The organism is Neorhizobium sp. R1-B (assembly GCF_004368875.1).
GTDB lineage: Bacteria > Pseudomonadota > Alphaproteobacteria > Rhizobiales > Rhizobiaceae > Neorhizobium > Neorhizobium huautlense.
In genome coordinates, this window is the sequence record NZ_SOEM01000001.1 from 1 (window position 1) to 19,593 (window position 19,593).

13 protein-coding genes are annotated in these 19,593 nt (G+C 60.5%); 10 read left to right on the top strand and 3 right to left on the bottom strand.

Features of this window, described 5'->3' with window-relative positions; genetic code table 11:
* Nucleotides 1–85 precede the first annotated feature (85 nt).
* The 3 genes from EDE05_RS00005 to ribB all read left to right on the top strand — a co-directional run bounded on the left by EDE05_RS00005 (nucleotide 86) and on the right by ribB (nucleotide 4,920).
* Nucleotides 86–2,581 carry an EAL domain-containing protein gene (locus tag EDE05_RS00005; RefSeq protein WP_134099274.1) on the top strand — a complete coding sequence of 832 codons (2,496 nt, stop codon included), beginning with the start codon at nucleotides 86–88 and terminating at the stop codon, nucleotides 2,579–2,581.
* Nucleotides 2,582–2,709: 128 nt separating this feature from the next.
* Nucleotides 2,710–3,807 (top strand): chorismate synthase, encoded by a 1,098-nt coding sequence (aroC, locus tag EDE05_RS00010; RefSeq protein WP_105373259.1) that lies wholly within the window; start codon nucleotides 2,710–2,712, stop codon nucleotides 3,805–3,807.
* A 12-nt stretch (nucleotides 3,808–3,819) separates the two neighbouring features.
* Nucleotides 3,820–4,920 (top strand): 3,4-dihydroxy-2-butanone-4-phosphate synthase, encoded by a 1,101-nt coding sequence (gene ribB, locus EDE05_RS00015; RefSeq protein ID WP_134099277.1) that lies wholly within the window; start codon nucleotides 3,820–3,822, stop codon nucleotides 4,918–4,920.
* Between the two features lie 15 nt (nucleotides 4,921–4,935).
* On the opposite strand, the gene EDE05_RS00020 is transcribed toward ribB, so the two are convergent.
* The gene (locus tag EDE05_RS00020; protein WP_134099280.1) at nucleotides 4,936–5,937 is read right to left on the bottom strand and encodes a Gfo/Idh/MocA family oxidoreductase; all 1,002 of its coding nucleotides are present in this window, start codon (nucleotides 5,935–5,937) and stop codon (nucleotides 4,936–4,938) included.
* Nucleotides 5,938–6,158: 221 nt separating this feature from the next.
* Here EDE05_RS00020 and EDE05_RS00025 point away from each other — a divergent pair, with 221 nt between their 5' ends.
* Genes EDE05_RS00025 through glgB form a run of 3 tightly spaced genes read left to right on the top strand, consistent with a single transcriptional unit; the run spans nucleotide 6,159 to nucleotide 14,941 of the window.
* Complete coding sequence (locus EDE05_RS00025; RefSeq protein WP_134099283.1) at nucleotides 6,159–9,413, top strand: alpha-1,4-glucan--maltose-1-phosphate maltosyltransferase; 3,255 nt, start codon at nucleotides 6,159–6,161, stop codon at nucleotides 9,411–9,413.
* Nucleotides 9,414–9,434: 21 nt separating this feature from the next.
* Nucleotides 9,435–12,734: a maltose alpha-D-glucosyltransferase gene (gene treS / locus EDE05_RS00030; RefSeq protein WP_245519848.1), complete on the top strand. Its 3,300-nt coding sequence runs from the start codon at nucleotides 9,435–9,437 to the stop codon at nucleotides 12,732–12,734.
* Entirely contained in the window at nucleotides 12,734–14,941 is a 2,208-nt protein-coding gene (gene glgB, locus EDE05_RS00035) for a 1,4-alpha-glucan branching protein GlgB (protein ID WP_134099289.1), read from the top strand. The genes treS and glgB overlap by 1 nt, the downstream gene beginning before the upstream one ends.
* A gap of 16 nt (nucleotides 14,942–14,957) precedes the next feature.
* Here the strand turns inward: glgB and EDE05_RS00040 are convergent, their stop codons facing one another.
* A complete protein-coding gene (locus EDE05_RS00040) occupies nucleotides 14,958–16,148 on the bottom strand; it encodes a winged helix-turn-helix domain-containing protein (protein WP_105373265.1) in 1,191 nt (396 codons plus the stop codon).
* A gap of 107 nt (nucleotides 16,149–16,255) precedes the next feature.
* Between EDE05_RS00040 and EDE05_RS00045 the strand changes: the two genes are divergently transcribed.
* From EDE05_RS00045 to EDE05_RS00055, 3 genes are read left to right on the top strand one after another with little or no spacing between them, the layout of a single operon-like run.
* Nucleotides 16,256–16,933 (top strand): energy-coupling factor ABC transporter ATP-binding protein, encoded by a 678-nt coding sequence (locus EDE05_RS00045; RefSeq protein ID WP_134099292.1) that lies wholly within the window; start codon nucleotides 16,256–16,258, stop codon nucleotides 16,931–16,933.
* Nucleotides 16,930–17,535, top strand: a complete 606-nt coding sequence (locus EDE05_RS00050) for an energy-coupling factor transporter transmembrane protein EcfT (protein WP_105373267.1) — start codon at nucleotides 16,930–16,932, stop codon at nucleotides 17,533–17,535. Before EDE05_RS00045 ends, EDE05_RS00050 begins: the two co-directional genes overlap by 4 nt.
* A 31-nt stretch (nucleotides 17,536–17,566) precedes the next feature.
* Entirely contained in the window at nucleotides 17,567–18,130 is a 564-nt protein-coding gene (locus EDE05_RS00055; RefSeq protein WP_105373268.1) for a biotin transporter BioY, read from the top strand.
* Here EDE05_RS00055 and EDE05_RS00060 read toward each other — a convergent pair whose 3' ends face one another.
* On the bottom strand, nucleotides 18,131–18,529 hold the full coding sequence (locus EDE05_RS00060; RefSeq protein WP_245505057.1) for a thioesterase family protein: 399 nt from the start codon (nucleotides 18,527–18,529) through the stop codon (nucleotides 18,131–18,133). It abuts the gene before it with no gap.
* A 131-nt stretch (nucleotides 18,530–18,660) separates the two neighbouring features.
* Here EDE05_RS00060 and EDE05_RS00065 point away from each other — a divergent pair, with 131 nt between their 5' ends.
* Nucleotides 18,661–19,593 (top strand): histone deacetylase family protein, encoded by a 933-nt coding sequence (locus EDE05_RS00065; RefSeq protein ID WP_134099295.1) that lies wholly within the window; start codon nucleotides 18,661–18,663, stop codon nucleotides 19,591–19,593.

The window sequence follows — 19,593 nt, forward strand, 5'->3', positions numbered from 1 at the left end:
CGCTTTGCCCTCAGCCATTGCGGTGTTGCGATCACCCCAATGACAAACGAGGCCGGAGCATCATAACAGACGCTCCGGCCTCTCAATGTATAAGGGGCGGCACTTTTTTGCGGTCGCGGTCGCGCCTAATTTCGAACTGACCCAGGTCATTACCCGCGAGGGGATCGTCAACGGCGCATCGGGAAAAATCGGTAGCGTCGATCTTTCACGTCTTGCAAGCAGCCTGAAATCGGTGGACGGCCGCGGCCGTCTGTCTTTCCTCAGCGGAACACAGGACGACCACCTGACGCTGGTCATGCCTGTACCGAAAAGCGAAGACGGAGGGGGATTGTGGGGCGCGATTGCCATTTTGATAGAGGAAAGAGGCTTCATCGAAGCCTCCGGCGTGACCTTTTCGCCAAATCCGATTGCCCGAACGAACCTCCTCAATCTGGATTGGCTGAACGTCGTTCTTCGCGACGCCGACAGGCCCGAATATTTCGCCTTCTACGGCGACGATTCCATTGAGGGTCAATCCCCGATGGAATGGGCGATCCCCCTCAAGGGTGCCAATTGGACAATGCTTGCCGCGCCCCATTCCGGCTGGGACGTAACACCGCCGAACCAGTCGCGCTTCCGCCTTGGGATTGCTCTGGCGGTAGGCATGGTCATCGTGCCGATATTCATCGCTGCGTCGCTCATTTCGGAGCGCAATCGCCACATCGCCATACTGAAAGCGCGCGAACTCAACCTCACGGAGCTGTCGCAGCGCTTGAGGAGCGCCAAGGAAAATACCGACATCAAGAATGCGGAGCTGGAACTCGCGCTCGACGAACTTTCAAACCGCGAACAGGAGCTCGAGGAGCTCTCCACCAGGTTCGATCTCGCCCTCGCCTCCTACAACTGCGGCATCTGGGAGTCCGATCCGGTCACGCAAACTGAAATATGGGATGCCCGTATGTGTCAGTTGCACAGCATTCCCTATACCGACGGGATCATCCATCGCGATCAATGGATCAACCTCCTCCACCCGGACGATCGGGAACTTGCCAAACAGGAAACGCATCATTTGAGCGAGGGGTTGCAGCCCCCGCCGCTCGTCGCCCGCGTTCTACAGCCCGACGGATCCTCTCGCTACATCCGGTCCATCGGGAAATTGCATGTCACCCGCGACGGGGCGCGGAAGATGGTCGGCATCGCCTTCGACGTAACCCAGGACGCGATCCTCACCCAGCAGCTCAAGGCCGCCAAGGATGAAGCCGACGCCAAGAACGCCGAACTCGAGCTTGCCAAGAGCCGTATCGAGCACAATTCGCTGCACGATCCGCTGACGCTGCTTGCAAACCGCCGCAAGCTTGACATGGAGCTGGACCGGCTCTCCCGTGCGAGCCAGACCGAACGGCAGAAATTCTCGCTCCTGCATCTCGACCTCGACCGTTTCAAGCAGATCAACGATACGCTCGGCCATGCGGCAGGAGACGCCATGCTCGTGCATGCTTCACGCGTCCTGTCGCGCAACGTCCGCGGCACCGATATCGTCGCTCGCATCGGCGGCGACGAATTCGTCATCCTGGCGGTCGACAATGCGAGCGCCGAGGAGATGGCACAGCTTGCACAGCGGATCATTGTCGAATTTCATCAGCCAATCGATTTCGAGGGCTTTTCCTGCCGCTGCGGCGTTTCGATCGGCATTGCGCAGGCAAACGGCATGAATGTCGACGCCCGCCGCACTCTCGTCAACGCAGACCTCGCGCTCTATCGGGCGAAGGGTCTGGGCCGCAACCGGTACGAATTCTTCACTCAGAACCTTCAGGCCGAGATCGTCAGCCACAAGCGCACCGCCGACGAGGTTCTTGCCGGTATCGACAACGACGAGTTCACAAGCTGGTATCAGCCGCAGTTCGACGCGCAAACCAACGAGCTTGTCGGCGTCGAGGCGCTGATCCGGTGGAACCATCCCCATCACGGGGTCCTTGCTCCGGACAAATTCTTAAAGATCGCAGAGGATCTGAACGTCTCGGCAACGCTCGACCAGATCGTGCTCGAGACCGCCATGAGGGACAAGCTGCGCTGGATTGCCCGCGGCCTCAAGATTCCCAAGGTCTCGGTGAACGTCTCTTCCAAGCGCCTGCACGACGAGAGGTTGATCGACAGATTGAAGCCGTTGGAGATCATTCCCGGCGAGATTTCCTTCGAACTGGTGGAATCGATCTTCCTCGACGAAAGCGAGGACGTCGTCATCGACAACCTGAAGCGCATCAAGGAGCTCGGGATCGACATTGAAATCGATGATTTCGGAACCGGTCATACGTCCATCGTCAGCCTTTTGAAGCTGAAGCCGAAGCGCCTGAAGATCGACCGGCAGCTCGTCATGCCGATCCTCGATTCACCGCAGGAACGCGCGCTCGTCCGTTCGATCATCGATATTGCACGGTCGCTCGGGGTCGAGACGGTGGCGGAAGGCATCGAAACGATGCAGCACGCCGCGCTGCTGCGCGAGCTGGGCTGCGATCTCCTGCAGGGTTATGCCTTCTCGCGACCGCTCTCCTTTAACGATTTCACTCAGGCAGCGCTCACGAATTGGCGCAAAGCGGCGGCATAGACCGCGCCCAGCCCGGCTGGCTAACCGTTCAAACAAGAAAGGCTTGTCGCCTGACGCCCTTTTCCATATGACAACCGCGTCAGAAGTCGGCGGGAGGCCTACTCCGCCACAAACGGTTCCGCATTGCCATGTCGCACAATACGTTCGGTCACCTCTTCCGCGTCACCACCTGGGGCGAAAGCCACGGCCCGGCGCTCGGTTGCGTCGTGGACGGCTGCCCGCCCGGTCTCCGCTTCACCCATGCCGAAATCCAGGCCTGGATGGACAAGCGCAAGCCCGGCCAGTCGCGTTTCGTCACACAGCGACGCGAAGATGACATCGTCAAAGTGCTCTCCGGTGTGATGATGGATGCCGACGGCGAGACCATGATCTCGACCGGCACCCCGATTTCCATGCTGATCGAGAACACCGACCAACGCTCCAAGGATTATGGCGAGATCGCCCAGCGCTATCGCCCCGGACACGCAGACTATACCTATGACGTCAAATACGGCATCCGCGACTATCGTGGCGGCGGCCGCTCCTCCGCCCGCGAAACTGCGGCTCGCGTTGCCGCGGGCGCACTGGCGCGCAAGGTGGTGCCGGGCGCCAACGTCCGCGCCGCGCTCGTCCAGATCGGCAAGCACAAGATCAACCGGGCGAACTGGGATTGGGACCAGGTCGGCCGCAATCCCTTCTTTTCTCCGGACGCGGAGATCGTGCCCGTATGGGAAGAATATCTCGATGCGGTTCGCAAGGCCGGCTCATCGATCGGAGCCGTTGTGGAAGTCGTCGCCGAAGGCGTCCCAGCTGGTCTCGGTGCCCCGGTCTACGGCAAGCTCGACCAGGACATTGCAAGCTACCTGATGTCCATCAACGCCGTGAAGGGCGTCGAAATCGGCGAGGGTTTCGCTTCGGCCGAACTCTCCGGCGAAGAAAATGCCGACGAAATGCGCATGGGCAACGACGGAAACCCGATATTTCTCTCCAACCATGCGGGCGGAATTTTAGGGGGAATCTCGACCGGGCAGCCCCTGATCGCCCGGTTTGCCATCAAGCCAACTTCCTCGATCCTCACCGAAAGACGATCGATCGATGCCGACGGCAACAATGTCGAAGTGCGCACCAAGGGACGGCACGATCCGTGTGTCGGCATTCGTGCAGTACCGATCGGCGAAGCGATGGTTGCCTGCGCGATCGCCGATCATTACCTCCGCCATCGGGCCCAGACCGGGCAGACCCTTTAGGAACAATCACCCATGGCCTATGACCAGAAACGCGTTGTTGATGCCATCCGAGCCTTCGAGGCTGGGGAAATCGTCGTGGTTACGGATGACGACGATCGCGAGAACGAAGGCGATCTGATCGTCGCGGCCGTGCATTGCACGCCGGAGAAAATGGCCTTCATCGTGCGCCACACCTCCGGTATCGTCTGCGCCCCCATGCCGCGCGAAGAGGCCAAGCGCCTGAACCTCAACGCGATGGTGGCGGAAAACGACAGCGCCCATACGACCGCATTTACCGTCACCGTCGACTTCAAGCACGGCACGACAACCGGCATTTCCGCCGACGACAGGACACTCACCGTCCGCAACCTCGCCAACCCGAATGCCGGCCCTTCCGATTTCGTGCGGCCCGGCCATATCTTCCCCCTCATCTCCCGCGAGGGCGGCGTCCTGATGCGTTCGGGCCATACGGAAGCGGCTGTCGATCTCTGCCGCCTTGCAGGCCTGCCGCCGATCGGCGTGATTTCAGAACTGGTCAACGACGACGGTACCGTGATGCGCGGCCAGCAGGTTGCCGATTTCGCCCTGAAGAACGGTATGAAGCAGGTCTCGGTGGCGGATCTGATCGCCTACCGCCAGCGCAAGGAAACGCTGATCGAACTGCAGTCCAAGTTCGACATCGACACGCCTCACGGCAAGGCGAAGGCGCATGCCTATTCGCTTCCCTGGGACCCGATGCAGCATGTCGCCATCATCTTCGGCGACATCCGTGACGGCGAGGAAATTCCGGTCCGCCTGCATCTCGAAAATGTCGCCAGCGACGTATTCGGTGCTCATCGGCCGCTTGACGCCTATATGGCGAAGATCGCAGAAGAAGGCCGCGGCGTGATCATCTATCTCCGGGAAGGTTCGGTCGGCGTCGGCCAGAAGGACCACGGCCGCAAGCTCCGGCAGGATCAGGAGGGCCATGCGGAAGCTCAAGCGCGTGAAAGCGAATGGCTGGAAATCGGCCTCGGAGCGCAGATTCTCAAGGACCTCGGCGTCACCTCGATCAAGCTTCTGACCCGCAGCGAGCGCCATTACGTCGGTCTCGAGGGGTTCGGAATCAAGATCGCCGAGACCATCATCTGCTGAACGGAGAGCTTGCCGCTATCGCCCGGCGGCCAAGATCGCCTCGATAAAGCGATGAGCGTTCAGTGCATCCTCGCCTGTGACGCGCAGGCGGGCTCCATCACGGATCGCGTCGCAAAAATTTTCGATGAGGGCGCGATGCAATTCGTGCCCGAAGGCCATTGGGTTGGCCCCTGCGCCGCTGCCGGAATTGTCTCCGCCAGCAGCAATCTGCGTACCATCCATGAAGGCTGCCTGAAGCGTGTCTCCCGAAAAGACGGCCGTTCCCTTGGTGCCGATCAGTTCGATGCGATCCGGCAGACCGGGATAGGCGCAGGTCGTGGCGTTCAACGTGCCGATCGCCCCGCCCTGAAATGAGAAGGTGGCAGCAACCAGATCTTCGGTTTCCATGGAATGAATGGGGCTGGTCCTCACAATGGATGCGACCTCTTGTGGAAGGCCGGCAAAGCTCAACAGCAAATCGATGGTATGAATGCCCTGCGTCAGCAAGACACCGCCCCCGTCTCGCGCCCGCGTACCTCGCCCTTCCACATCGTAGTAGCTTTGGGGTCGCCAGTTGCGGATCGCGGCAGACGCTTCGACCAAATGTCCGAGCCGACCGCTCTTGACGATCTCGTCGAGCGCCAGCACCGCTGCACGGAACCGGTTCTGCAGCACCACGCCGAACAGGACGCCGGCCTGTTTGGCAATGTGAACGATCGTTTCGGATCTTTCGAACGTGATATCGAGCGGCTTTTCGAGAAGAATATGCTTCTTTGCGGCAGCGGCACGCCGGACAAGTTCGAGATGGGTGTTCGGCGGCGTCAGGATCAGCACGGCTTCGATTTTTGCATCCTCGAAGATCGCATCGAGATCACCGCTGGTCGGGATGGGGTACTGGGCAGCAAAAGCCTCACGCCTTGCCGCGGTAGGGCTATAGGCCGCGACACATTCGATCCTGTCGGAGAGGTCGAGCAGGCTGCGGGCATGATGGCCTGCTGCCATTCCAAGCCCGATCATCGCTACTTTCAGCTTTGCCATCCCGTGCCTCCCAGCGCGCTTCCTCCGGACCTGTTTATCGAGGCGGGCGGCTTTTGCGAAGCAGGAACATCGCAAGTTTTCTGGCGGCCTGCGTCTATCCCGACGAAGCCACATGCAGACATGCAAAAGCTTGCAAGTTGGCAATCGCGCCAACTTTAGCGGAACAAGCCGCCCTGCCTTGCAGTTAGACCCCGCAAACCCTTCACGGCGAGGTCCCACCGATGAATACGCGTCCCCAATTCGCTTCGCGAATCTCGCTCTCGCAGTTGCCGCCCCAGATCTACTACGTCCACCCATTGATGCTAAAGGGGCTTGATGCGTGGCGCGAAGTCTTCGCCCATGCGCAAGATCTGGGCTTTGACACGGTGCTGACGGCGCCTTTATTCGAACGGGGCGCGAATACAAGCGTCTTCGTGACGAAGGATTTCGGTCGCCTGGATACTCGTCTGGGCCTCGGACAATCACCGGAAGACGGCTTCAAGGCTCTCGTTGCCGCCGCACGCGAAAACAACATTAAGCTGATGCTCGACGTCGTGATCGATCGCGTGGCTGTCGGTGCCGACGAGGCGAGGCCGGTCATCGCAGACCCGCGCCTCGCGCCGCAGGAAAGCTGCAGCCGCCGCATCGATTTTTTGAGTGAAGTCCGGCATATCGAAGACTGGCGGAGCCGGCTTGCCTGGCTGGCGGAAATCGGGATTGTAGGCTTCCGCTGCCTTGGCATCGGCCGGATTGCTCCGGAAGCCTGGTATGATCTCATCTTCTCAACGCGCAAGACCGCGCCGGAAACCACCTTCCTTGCCTGGACGCCCGGCAGTGCATTCGGGGACCGCAAGGCTCTGCAGGGAACCGGTTTCGACGGCAGCTTCTCCTCGTTTGCGTGGTGGAATTTGGAAGAGCGCTGGATCATGGACGAATACCAGATCCAGCGGGAGCTCGGTTATCAGATCACCTTCCCCGAGGCTCCGTTCGCCAAGCGCATGGCGCACGGGACGGACAGCTGCGAGGTACTCCAGCGCAAGGCAATCCGGGCGCTGAAGCTGGCATCGACCTTCGCCAGCGGCCTGATGGTACCTATGGGCTTCGAATACGGAGCAGCGATTCCCCTGGATCCGCTGCACGGCGACGGGCTCGGCCTGCGGGGGCTGCGGGAACGAGGATCCTTCGATCTCTCGGGCGAGATCCGCGCGACCAACGCAAGCACAAACAAGACCGCCGCCGGTTTTGCCCGCCAGCCGCTCCGGCTCATTTCCACCAGCCAGGCACCTGCCGTCGCGCTGCTGCAGACCGACAGCGAGGATCCGCGTACCTCCGAGAGGATCAGGGTCGTGGTTCTGAACCGGGACCTGCGTCGGGTCACGAACGCGCCATACAACGTGTTGCGAGAGGCAGCCGCCCCTTTCCTGCCGCTGACATCGCGCGAAAACGAGAACGAAATCTTTGCTCCTCAGCTCAAGCTGAAGCCGGGAGAATTGCGGGTCTTCGAAGGGCGGGCGTCCATACCCATCATCGATGCGGCCCCCGTACCGGATGTCAACACGGCAGCGGCGTCCCCAAGACTTGCCATTGAGAAAATTACGCCATGCGTCGACGAGGGCCGCTTTGTGGTGAAGCGGGTGGTCGGCGAAACGGTCAAGGTGGAAGCCGATATTTTCGGCGATGGACACGATCCGCTTTCAGCGGCGCTGCTCTGGCGCGCCGCGGACGATACGGCATGGCAGCAGGTGCCCATGCAACTGATACTCAACGATCGCTGGCAGGCGGAATTCCCCTTAAAGCGCGTTGGGCGGCACGAATTTGCGATCGAGGGATGGCGCAATCCTTTCGCCATCTTCCGCTACGAGTTCACCAAGAAACATGAGGCGCGACTGGATCTCCGGCTGGAAATCCAGGAAGGAATCAATCTCGTCCTGGACGCGCTCGACTATGCAGAGGGCAAGGTCAGATCCCGCCTGCAGGCCCTCTTCGACAAACTGACGGCGGCTCAGGACCAGCAGCGAACCGAAATTCTGCTTGCGCCGGAAACCGCCGAGCTGATGGCCGAGGCGGACCGCCGCCCTCATCGCGTCCGTTCCCAGGTCATTCCCGTCGATGCCGAGCGGACCGCTGCTTCCTTTGCGAGCTGGTACCAGGTCTTCCCGCGCTCCCAGAGCGGCGACCCGAACCGACACGGCACCTTCGACGATGTCATCCGCCGCCTGCCGGCAATCCGGGCGATGGGCTTCGATGTTCTCTATTTTCCGCCGATCCACCCGATCGGCAAGACCAACCGCAAAGGGAAGAACAACAGCTTGAACGCCGGGCCGGATGATCCCGGCAGCCCCTATGCGATAGGTTCGCATGCCGGCGGCCACGACGCAATCCATCCCGAGCTTGGTACATTCGACGATTTCCGGCGCCTGGTCGAGGCCGCCGAGGGCGAAGGCCTGGAGATCGCGCTCGATCTGGCTATCCAATGCTCGCCCGATCATCCCTGGCTGAAGCAGCATCCCGGGTGGTTCGACTGGCGGCCGGACGGCACGATCCGATATGCCGAAAACCCGCCCAAGAAATACGAAGACATCGTCAATGTCGATTTCTACGCCAGCAATGCGATCCCTTCCCTGTGGGTCGAACTGCGCGATGTCGTGCAGAAGTGGGTCGACAATGGCGTCAAGCTGTTCCGGGTCGACAATCCTCACACCAAACCCTTCCCCTTCTGGGAGTGGCTGATCGCCGACATACGCTCGCGGCATCCCGATGTCGTGTTTCTCTCGGAAGCCTTTACCAAGCCGAAAGTCATGTACCGGCTGGCGAAGATCGGCTTCTCGCAATCCTACACCTACTTCACCTGGCGGAACGCGAAATGGGAACTCGAGCAGTACATGCGCGAGATCACCACAGAAGAGCCGAAGGATTTCTTCCGGCCGCACTTCTTCGTCAACACCCACGACATCAACCCGGACTTCCTGCAGAACGCCCCGCGCCCTGCCTATCTGATCCGGGCAGCGCTCGCCGCGACGCTTTCGGGGCTCTGGGGTGTCTATAACGGTTTCGAACTCTGCGAAGGCCGGCCGGATGCCAAACGCAAGGAATACGCGGACTCTGAAAAGTACCAAATCCGCGCCTGGGACTATGACCGTCCGGGCAATATCAAGTCCGAAATTACCATGCTGAACCGGATCAGAAGCGAGAACCCTGCGCTCCATTCGCATCTCGGTCTGCAACTTCTCACCGCCTGGAACGACAACATCATGTTCTATGAGAAGACGAGCCCCGGGCGCGAGAACGCTTTGCTCATCGCCGTCAACCTCGATCCTCATAACGCCCAGGAGGCAGATGTCGAAATTCCGCTCTGGTCATGGAACCTCCCGGACCATGGCGCACTTGATGTCGAAGATCTGATTACCGGCCAGAAATTCACATTGACCGGGAAGGTCCAGCGCATCCGGCTCGATCCGCATCACGGCCTGCCGTTTGCGATCTGGCGCGTGAGGTAAGGGAGGAACGAAAAGATGGATATGACGGGCAGCCGCGGCCAATCGCAGAACCAGGCCCACTCTCATGAGGCCGATCCACTGTGGTACAAGGACGCGATCATCTACCAGCTTCACATCAAATCGTTCTTCGACGCCAACGGCGACGGCATCGGCGATTTCAAGGGGCTGCACGAAAAGCTCGATCATATAGCATCGCTCGGCGCCAACACGATCTGGCTTCTACCCTTCTTCCCCTCGCCACGCCGAGACGACGGCTACGATATCGCGGACTACACCAATGTCAGCCCCGACTACGGCACGATAGAGGAGTTCACGGCGTTCGTGGAAGCCGCCCATCAACGGGGCCTCAGGGTCGTCATCGAACTCGTCATCAACCACACCTCAGATCAGCACCCGTGGTTCCAGCGGGCGCGGCATTCGCCGCCCGGATCGCCGGAACGGGATTTCTACGTATGGTCGGACACCGATCATAAATTCCCGGAAACCCGGATCATCTTTCTCGATACCGAAAAGTCGAACTGGACCTGGGACCCCGTCGCCGGCGCCTATTATTGGCATCGCTTTTATTCGCACCAGCCGGATCTGAACTTCGACAATCCGCTGGTGCTGGAGGAACTGCTGGGCGTGATGCGCTTCTGGCTCGAGACCGGCATCGACGGCTTCCGACTGGATGCTATTCCCTATCTCGTCGAGCGCGAAGGCACGATCAACGAGAACCTCCCGGAGACCCACACGATCCTGAAAAAGATCCGCGCGGCGCTCGATTCCACCCATCCCGGCCGAATGCTGCTCGCCGAGGCCAACCAATGGCCGGAGGATACGCGGGAATATTTCGGCGACGGCGACGAATGCCATATGGCCTTCCATTTTCCACTGATGCCCCGCATGTACATGGCGATCGCCAAGGAAGACCGCTTCCCCATCACCGACATCATGCGGCAGACCCCGGAAATTCCCGAAAACTGCCAATGGGCCATCTTCCTTCGAAACCATGACGAGCTGACGCTGGAAATGGTGACGGACGAAGAACGCGACTATCTCTGGAATATCTATGCCGCGGACCGACGTGCCCGCATCAACCTCGGTATCCGACGCCGGCTCTCGCCGCTGATGGAACGGGACCGCCGTCGCGTGGAACTGATGAACGGGCTGCTGCTGTCGATGCCCGGCACACCGGTCGTCTATTATGGCGACGAGATAGGCATGGGCGACAATATCTATCTGGGAGACCGCGACGGCGTTCGCACTCCGATGCAATGGTCGCCGGACCGCAACGGCGGCTTCTCCAAGGCAGATCCTGCCCGCCTCGTCCTGCCGCCGATCATGGACCCGCTTTACGGTTATGAAGCGGTGAATGTCGAGGCGCAGGGAGCCGATGCCCATTCGCTTCTCAATTGGACGCGACGGATGCTGGCGCTGCGTAACAAGCACATGGCTTTTGGCCGCGGCTCCTTAAGGTTCCTGGCGCCCGGCAACCGCAAAATCCTTGCTTACCTTCGCGAACACGACGGCGAGACGATCCTCTGCGTCGCCAACCTCTCGCGGCTGCCGCAGGCGGTCGAACTGGACCTCGCCCAATTTGCAGGCCGCGTGCCGATCGAGCTGACCGGCATGTCGCCGTTTCCTCCGATCGGCCAGCTGACCTACCTGCTGACACTGCCGCCTTATGGCTTCTTCTGGTTCCAGCTCGCCACCGAGGCTGACGGGCCGGTGTGGCGAACGGAGCCACCCGAGCAGATGCAGGACATGGTAACGATGGTGATCCGTCGCGACCTGCAAGAGCTGATGGACGAACCAAGGCTGACAAACACGCTGTCGCAGGACGTGTTGCCGCCCTATCTCGGCAAGCGCCGCTGGTTCGGCTCGAAGGGTGAGATCCTGCACTCCGCTAGGTTGACGACCGCAACTCCGATCGCCTTCGCCAACAATATCTTGCTCGGAGAACTCGAGGTCGATCTCGGAGGGCGCAAGGATACCTATCTTTTGCCGCTGGCCGTCTCCTGGGACGACAACCAGCCCAGCGCACTTGCGCAGCAACTCGCCCTTGCCCGCATTCGCCAGGGCCGCCGCGTCGGCTTCCTGACAGACGGTTTTGCCATGGAGACCCTGGCTCGCGGCGTGATACGGGGGCTTTGCGAGCGAGCGGTGATTTCCGGCCGGGGCGGCACGCTCGAGTTCCTGGGGACCGACCATCTCGACTGCGTGAATGTCAACGACGATATGCAAGTCCACTGGCTTTCAGCGGAGCAGTCCAACAGTTCGCTCATCCTCGGCGACATGGCGATGGTTAAACTCATCCGCCACATCTTCCCCGGCATTCACCCGGAGGTGGAGATGACGCGATATCTCACGCTCGCGGGCTACAAAAACACTGCCCAACTGCTTGGCGAGGTGGCGCGGATCGCGCCGGACGGCAACCGGTACACGCTGATCATCGTTCAAGCCGCGATCCGCAACCAGGGTGATGCCTGGAACTGGATGCTAAGCAACCTTCGCCGGGTGATAGACGAGATCGTCGTCACCGGTCTCGATGGCGAGGCCACCGACGACTACTTTAAGCCGCTCATCGATTTCGTGATCATGATCGGCAGACGGCTTGGCGAGCTGCATGTGGTCCTGGCCCAGCAGACCGACGACGAAGCGTTTACGCCGGTGAGAGCCACGGATGAGGACGTGCTGCAATGGCGCGAGGCGGCAACACGTCAGATTTCTCAAAGCCTGGAGCTGCTCGAAGCAAAGGCAGAGCTGCTCGAGGGCGAGGCACAGCGGGAAGCCAAGATGTTGCTCGAACGCAAGGACGAGCTGCTGAACCTGGCGGCAAACTTGGCGGAAGCGGCCAAGGACACGGTGATGACGCGCAATCACGGAGATTTCCATCTAGGGCAGATCCTCGTGGCGGAAGGCGACGCCTACATCATCGACTTCGAAGGCGAACCGACGCGGGACCTTGCCGGCCGCCGCGCGAAGACCAACCCGATGCGCGACGTCGCCGGCCTGCTGCGCTCGCTGAGCTATCTGGCCGCTTCCGCCGATCTCCACCGGGAAGTGGTGAACGAAGTGGACCACCACCGCCACAATGCGCTCGTCACCCGTTTTATGGAGAAGGCAGAACCGGCCTTCCTGCAGGCATATTTCGACGCCACCGAAGCATCTGATGCATTGCGGATTCCCGATGAGGCCCGCAACAGCATTCTCAACCTCTTCCTGCTCGAAAAGGCGGCCTATGAAATTGCCTACGAGGTGCGCAGCCGCCCGCACTGGCTGCCTCTTCCCCTTGCCGGCTTCTCGGCGATCGCGTCAAGACTTCTGGAGAACCCCTGATGAGATACGAGCGTACAGACCTGATGATCGGCACTGTCCGCGAGGGTTTGCAGGCCCTGGTGGAAGGGCGGCATGGCGACCCGTTTTCCATTCTGGGCCGCCACCAATATGGCGACCTGACGATTGTCCGCGTCCTGCTCCCCGGCGCCGTGGCGGTGGAGGTTGTAGAAGCGGCAACCGGCAAAATACTGGCGCAGCTCGAATCCATTCATGAAGGCGGGTTGTTTGCCGGCGTCACCGGCAGCACAGCTCCGTATTTCTTTCGCATCACCTGGCCGGACACGGTCCAGGAAACGGAAGACCCCTATTCTTTTCCCCTGCTGCTCGGCGATCTCGATCTGCATCTGATCGGCCAGGGCACGCATTACGACCTCGGGCGAACGCTCGGCGCAATCCCGATGGAGATCGAGGGTACAGCGGGCGTGCGGTTTTCGGTCTGGGCTCCCAACGCCCAGCGCGTCTCCGTGGTGGGCGACTTCAATACCTGGGACGGGCGCCGTCACCCGATGCGGCTTCGCCCCCAAGCTGGCGTCTGGGAGCTTTTCATCCCGCGCCTGACCCACGGCGAACGGTATAAATTCGAGCTTATTGACGCGCATGGCAATCTGCTGCCTCAAAAGGCAGATCCGGTCGCGCGCGCCAGCGAGGCGGCACCTTCCACCGCCTCCATCGTGGCATCCTCCAAGCCCTTCCGCTGGACCGACGATGAGTGGATGAGGGCACGCCGCGCCGACCGTTCCGGTGAAGGCGCGATGTCCGTCTACGAGGTCCATCTCGGTTCGTGGGTAAGGGTCAGCGAAGAGGGCAACCGGGTGCTGGATTGGGTCGAACTCAGCCAACGGCTGGTTCCCTATGTGCAAAACCTCGGTTTCACCCATATCGAAATGCTGCCAATCATGGAGCATCCGTTCGGAGGCTCGTGGGGATATCAGCCGCTTGGGCTCTTCGCCCCGACCGGCCGTTACGGCACTCCGGAAGATTTCGCCTATTTCATCGACCGTTGCCACGAAGCCGGCATCGGGGTCATCCTAGATTGGGTTCCGGCGCATTTCCCTACCGATGTCTGGGGACTCGCACGCTTCGACGGCACTGCGCTTTACGAGCACGCGGATCCGCGCGAGGGCTTCCACAAGGACTGGAATACCCTCATCTACAATCTCGGCCGCAACGAAGTGAAGGGCTTCCTGATCGCCTCGGCACTTGAGTGGCTCGAACACTATCACGTGGACGGGCTGCGCGTGGATGCGGTAGCCTCCATGCTCTACCGCGACTACAGCCGCAACGAAGGCGAATGGATACCCAACAAATACGGCGGCCGGGAAAACTTGGAATCGGTGGAATTCTTCAAGCACCTGAACAGCATTATCCATGATCGCTGCCCGCATGCCTTCACCGTAGCGGAAGAATCGACAGCCTGGCCGGGCGTCACGAAGAAGCCGGAAGACGGCGGCCTCGGCTTCGACTTCAAGTGGAACATGGGTTGGATGCACGACACTCTGCATTACATGCAGGATGATCCGGTCTATCGCAAATATCATTACGGCGCGATGACCTTCGGGATGATCTACGCCTATTCCGAACGCTTCATGCTTCCCATTTCCCACGACGAAGTGGTGCATGGCAAAGGTTCGCTGCTTGGAAAGATGCCGGGCGACCATTGGCAGAAGTTTGCGAACCTTCGCGCCTACTACGGTTTCATGTGGGGGCATCCCGGAAAGAAGCTGCTGTTCATGGGATGCGAGATCGCCCAGGAAACGGAGTGGAGCCATGACGGCTCGGTTCATTGGGACCTGCTTGATCGGCCCGAGCATGCGGGTGTTCAGAAATTGATCGCCGACCTGAACCGGCTTTATGGGCAGGAACCGGCTTTGCAGTACAGCGACCTACACCACGAAGGCTTCGAATGGGCCGTTGCGGACGATTCGGAAAACTCGATCTACGGCATGCTGCGCAGCGCCGCGGACAGGTCTTCTTATATTCTGGTGATGTCGAACATGACGCCGGTGCCTCGTCATGGCTACCATGTCGGCGTACCCGCGGAGGGGCGTTGGGAAGTCATCCTCAACACGGATGCCGGCCTCTACGGCGGCGCCAATCTGGGACAGACGGAAGTCTGGACAGAGAGGCAGTCTTCACATGGAAAGGAATTTTCGATTCCTCTGACGCTCCCGCCGCTCGCTACCGTCTTCTTGCGATGGAAAGGCTGACGCGCCGCCCGGAAGGCTAGCCGCGCCAGCCATGCTGATATGAAATCTTCTCCACGCCGGCAAAGCGCGCGACCCGGAGAAGCTCGGCCTCGAGCTTTTCCAGACGGCCGGCAGACGGGCGAACGCCTTTTTCCAGCCACAGGCGCTTCACGTCCAGCATATTCGATTTTCGGTCGGCCTTCATGTCGATCCGGCCAATCATCCGCTCGCCCTCAAGCAGCGGGAAGACATAATAGCCGTATTGCCGTTTCGGCTCGGGCACAAAAACCTCTATGCGGTAGAAGAAGTCAAAAAGGCGTTCTGCGCGGTCCCGGTTCCGCAGGAGCGGGTCAAATGGGCTGAGCACGCGCACCCGGGCAGGCGGCTCGGGAAGATCACCCAGATTTTCGGGAAACCCTGCAAATGCAAAGGAGGCGCGCGGCTTGCCGCCGTCGGCAGGTTCCACCAGAACTTCCGTCAATTCGTCGCGATGGCCCGTGACCCATTCCTTGGCTTCCTGGGGCGTGACGATATCCCAGAACGCGGCAATCTCGCCCGATGTTGCAAAGCCGAGCTTCTCAAGCGCGCTGCGGCAAGCCCAGTCGATAAATTCCTCGTGGCTCACCTCCGGCTCATGGTGATGCGGCGGAATGACCCTTTCAGCGAGGTCGTAGATCTTCTGGAAATTCACCCGACCCGCAATCGCGAGCTTTCCGATATGCCAGTAATATTCCAGTGCCGTCTTATTCGGATGCCAATTCCACCAACCGCCGGATTTGTGATCCTCGACCTTCATGTCCCGCGACATGATTGCGCCGTTTTCCGCGATATGCCGGAAAGTCTCCTCGAAAGCGGAATCGAACCCATCGCCGTGCCACTTCCTCCAGCGTTCCGCAAGGATCGGCTCGCGACGGCGGAAGCGATGCTTCCAGTAACGGAACATCCGCGACGGAATGATCGAAGCGTCGTGGGTCCAGTGCTCGAAAAGTTCGCGGTCCTTCTCCAGTAGCGCTGTCAGATGGTCGCGCTTGTAGGTCTGATTGCGCGAGAAGAGGATCATGTGATGGGCGCGCTCGACCGTCGCGATGCTATCGACCTGAACGAAGCCAAGATCATCGATGAGCTGCAGGAGCCCCGCCTTGGTAAGAGCGCGGCCGGGCGGCTGGGAAAGCCGCTGCCGCTCGAGGAATATCTTTCGGGCTAGATCGTTCGGAATGAGAATCGCCATGAAAGGCAGAGTAGACCGCGCTCGCCGCCGTTTCAATGTTCACGTTCGGTTCTGCATTCCCCTCCCTCATTTTCCGGTCTATAGACGGCTCAAAGCGAGGGACCGGCTTGGATATTCGTTTCGAGGAAGCAGAAGCGCGTTTCGATGGGCGTATCGTCCTCCATCCCCTTACCCTTTCGCTGAGCGAGCGGCGCATCGGGATCATCGGCCTCAATGGTTCAGGCAAGACGACCTTTGCGCGGATGATCAACGGGCTTGTCATCCCCTCCTCAGGTCACGTCGTCGTCAACAGCTTCGACACGAGCAAGGATGGTGAAAAGGTCCGCGCCGAAACGGGCTTCATCTTTCAGAACCCTCAAAACCAGATCATCCTGCCGATCCTGAAGGAAGACATCGCGTTAGGTCTCAAAAACCGAAAGCTTTCCAGACAGGAGACCGACGTCGCCGTGGCCAAAGTGCTCCAACGGTTCGGCATCAGTCATCTGGCGGGCCGCCGGGCTCACGAGCTTTCCGGCGGCGAATTGCAGCTTGCGGCGCTGGCCTCGGTTCTGGTGACGGAGCCGGACATCCTGATCATGGATGAACCCACCAATCAGCTCGATCTGAAAAACCGCGAGCTGGTAAGGCGGACTATCGAAGGCCTGGACGAGAACATCATGGTGATCAGCCATGATCTGGAGCTGATCGAAGATTTCGACCGCGTCCTGCTGTTTCACGAGGGCCGGCTTGCCGCCGATGGCCGGCCTGCCGATACGATCAGGCGCTACCGGGAGCTTACCCGATGAAGACGCTTTACGTCGAAGGCGACAGCCTGCTGCATCGGCTTGCGCCGCGCACCAAACTTCTCGGCCTCGCTGCCGCCGGCATTGCTCTGTTCTTGTTCAGGTCGATCCCGCCGCTGGCGCTGGCCGCCGTGATAAGTGTCGCGATATATGCATCGCTCGGGATCGGCCTACGTCAGTCGCTCGCCCGTCTCCGCCCGATCTTCCTGACCATTGCCGTCGTTGCCCTGTTCACGCTGCTCGTCGGCTCTGTCGAAGAGGCTGCAACCGTGCTGCTTCGGCTGACGAGCCTGATGCTGCTCGCGGCAGCGGTGACGGCTACGACCGGGATTGGCGAGTTTATCGACGAAATCACGCTCGCCGCCTGGCCTTTGGAGCGTCTCGGCCTCGTCAAGGCAGCCGACATCGGCCTGTCGATCGGCCTCGTCATTCGTTTCGTGCCGGAAATACTGGACCGCTACCATGCCATTCAGGATGCTCATCGAGCCCGCGGGCTGAAGCCTCGCGTCTTGACGCTCGCGGTTCCGCTGATCATTCTGACGCTCAAGAATGCCGACGAGATCGCCGCAGCCATTGACGCACGGGGTATTCGTGCGCAGAGATGACCCGTTATCCGGTATTAAGGAATCACAAAGCATGACCACGCGGGATCTCGTCCTGGCCGCCTTGTTCGCCGCAATCATCGTATCGCTCGGCTTGCTGCCGCCGATCACGCTCGGTTTCATTCCGGTACCGATCACCGCCCAATCGCTCGGCGTCATGCTTGCGGGCGTGGTTCTGGGTTCCAAGCGCGGTACCTTCGCCGTCCTCCTGGTTCTTCTGCTTGCCGCAATCGGCCTGCCCGTGCTCTCCGGCGGCCGCGGCGGTCTTGCAGTCTTTGCGGCGCCAACCACCGGCTATCTCATCGGCTGGGTCTTCGCGGCGTTCGTGACGGGCTACATCGCCGAACATTTCGTGGACCGGGGCCAGACCGGCCTCGTCCAGGGCGTGAATTTCTTCCTGGCTGCGCTGATCGGCGGCGTCGTCGTGCTCTATGCTTTCGGGATCACCTATCTGGCGCTCGTCACCGGGCTTGGCTTTTCCAAGGCCTTCCTCGGATCGCTTGCCTTCATCCCGGGCGATTGCTTCAAGGCGCTGATCGCAGCACTTGCAGGCCGCGCGGTAATGGTCGGTTATCCGCTGCTGCCGCAGAGGGCCTGATCAATCCAGGAAACCGTAGAGCCAGTCGCGCAGGTCTTCCGGAAGCGCGACCGGCTCCTTGCTTTCCCGATCGCAGGCGATCCAGACGACTTCAGCCTCCGCCACGGCTTCATCGCCACGCAACATATGCACCAGGAAGCCGGCCGATTTTCCGCCGATCTTGCTGACCCCCACATGCGTATGCACAAGATCACCGAACTTCAGGGCAGCGTGGAACGTACAGGTAATCTTGCCGATCGCGAAGAATGGATCGTCCTTCTGCGGCTTACGCCGCCGCCAGAACTCGGTGAGCGCTTCCTCGGCGCGAACGACATAGGCAGCACGGAACATCTCCCCATTCATGTCCACATCGCGAAAGGGCACCCGGAATTCCTGCGATTTTACTGTGTCCTTGGCCACCTTACTTCCTCGCTTGTATTCCCATGTAAGACCATTCTTTCATTCGAAACAAGCTCCGAGACAAAAGGAGCATGCTTGAAAAATCACGCCATCTGCGCCATGTCGGGCAGACAACCTCATGAGGCCGCCGCATGACCACGCGCCTTTACGAACACGACATCTTCCTCGAACACCGCACGCCCGAAGGGCATCCGGAACGTGCAGACCGGCTGCGGTCGCTGGCGATCGCCCTGCAGCACCCGAATTTCGAAAAGCTGGATCGCAAGCAGGCCCCTCAGGCGGACGAGGATACGGTGCTGCTCGCCCATCCCGAAAGGTACCTGCGCGCCGTGATGCGGGAAATTCCCGAGGAAGACACCATTCGCCAGATCGAGGCGGACACCTATGTGGGGCCGAAGAGCCTGCAGGCGGCACTGACCGGCATCGGCGGAGCCATGGCGGCCGTGGACGACGTGCTCACCGGCAAGGTGGACAATGCCTTCGTCGCGGCTCGTCCGCCGGGCCATCATGCCGAAAAAGACAAATATATGGGCTTCTGCCTGTTCAACAACGTCGCGATCGCCGCGCGTCATGCGCAGCGAAAATATGGGCTGGAACGCGTCGCGATCGTTGACTGGGACGTGCATCACGGCAACGGCACTCAGGACATCTTCTGGGACGACCCGTCGGTATTGTTCTGCTCCACGCACCAGATGCCGCTTTATCCCGGCACCGGCGCCAAGGACGAAAGCGGCAAGGACGGCAATATCGTCAACGCTCCGCTTTCGCCCGACACCGGCAGCGAGCACTTTCGCGAAGCCTTCAAGAGCCGGGTGCTGCCGGCACTCGAAAACTTCCGCCCGGATTTCATTCTGATCTCGGCGGGGTTCGATGCCCACCACCGCGATCCGCTGGCGCAGATCAACCTCGTCGGCGACGATTTCGACTGGGCGACGGGACGGCTGATGGAGATCGCCGGCAAATACGCAAACAACCGGGTCGTAAGCCTGCTGGAGGGCGGCTATGATCTGGAAGGACTGGCCGAATCGGCCGGCATGCATATCTGCAGACTGATGAGGGGATAG

Bases quoted from the DNA above. Each gene is read 5' to 3' on its own strand.
- EDE05_RS00005 (WP_134099274.1), top strand. From the start codon at position 86: ATGTATAAGGGGCGGCACTTTTTTGCGGTCGCGGTCGCGCCTAATTTC.
- aroC (WP_105373259.1), top strand. From the start codon at position 2,710: ATGTCGCACAATACGTTCGGTCACCTCTTCCGCGTCACCACCTGGGGC.
- ribB (WP_134099277.1), top strand. From the start codon at position 3,820: ATGGCCTATGACCAGAAACGCGTTGTTGATGCCATCCGAGCCTTCGAG.
- EDE05_RS00020 (WP_134099280.1), bottom strand. From the start codon at position 5,937: ATGGCAAAGCTGAAAGTAGCGATGATCGGGCTTGGAATGGCAGCAGGC.
- EDE05_RS00025 (WP_134099283.1), top strand. From the start codon at position 6,159: ATGAATACGCGTCCCCAATTCGCTTCGCGAATCTCGCTCTCGCAGTTG.
- treS (WP_245519848.1), top strand. From the start codon at position 9,435: ATGACGGGCAGCCGCGGCCAATCGCAGAACCAGGCCCACTCTCATGAG.
- glgB (WP_134099289.1), top strand. From the start codon at position 12,734: ATGAGATACGAGCGTACAGACCTGATGATCGGCACTGTCCGCGAGGGT.
- EDE05_RS00040 (WP_105373265.1), bottom strand. From the start codon at position 16,148: ATGGCGATTCTCATTCCGAACGATCTAGCCCGAAAGATATTCCTCGAG.
- EDE05_RS00050 (WP_105373267.1), top strand. From the start codon at position 16,930: ATGAAGACGCTTTACGTCGAAGGCGACAGCCTGCTGCATCGGCTTGCG.
- EDE05_RS00055 (WP_105373268.1), top strand. From the start codon at position 17,567: ATGACCACGCGGGATCTCGTCCTGGCCGCCTTGTTCGCCGCAATCATC.
- EDE05_RS00065 (WP_134099295.1), top strand. From the start codon at position 18,661: ATGACCACGCGCCTTTACGAACACGACATCTTCCTCGAACACCGCACG.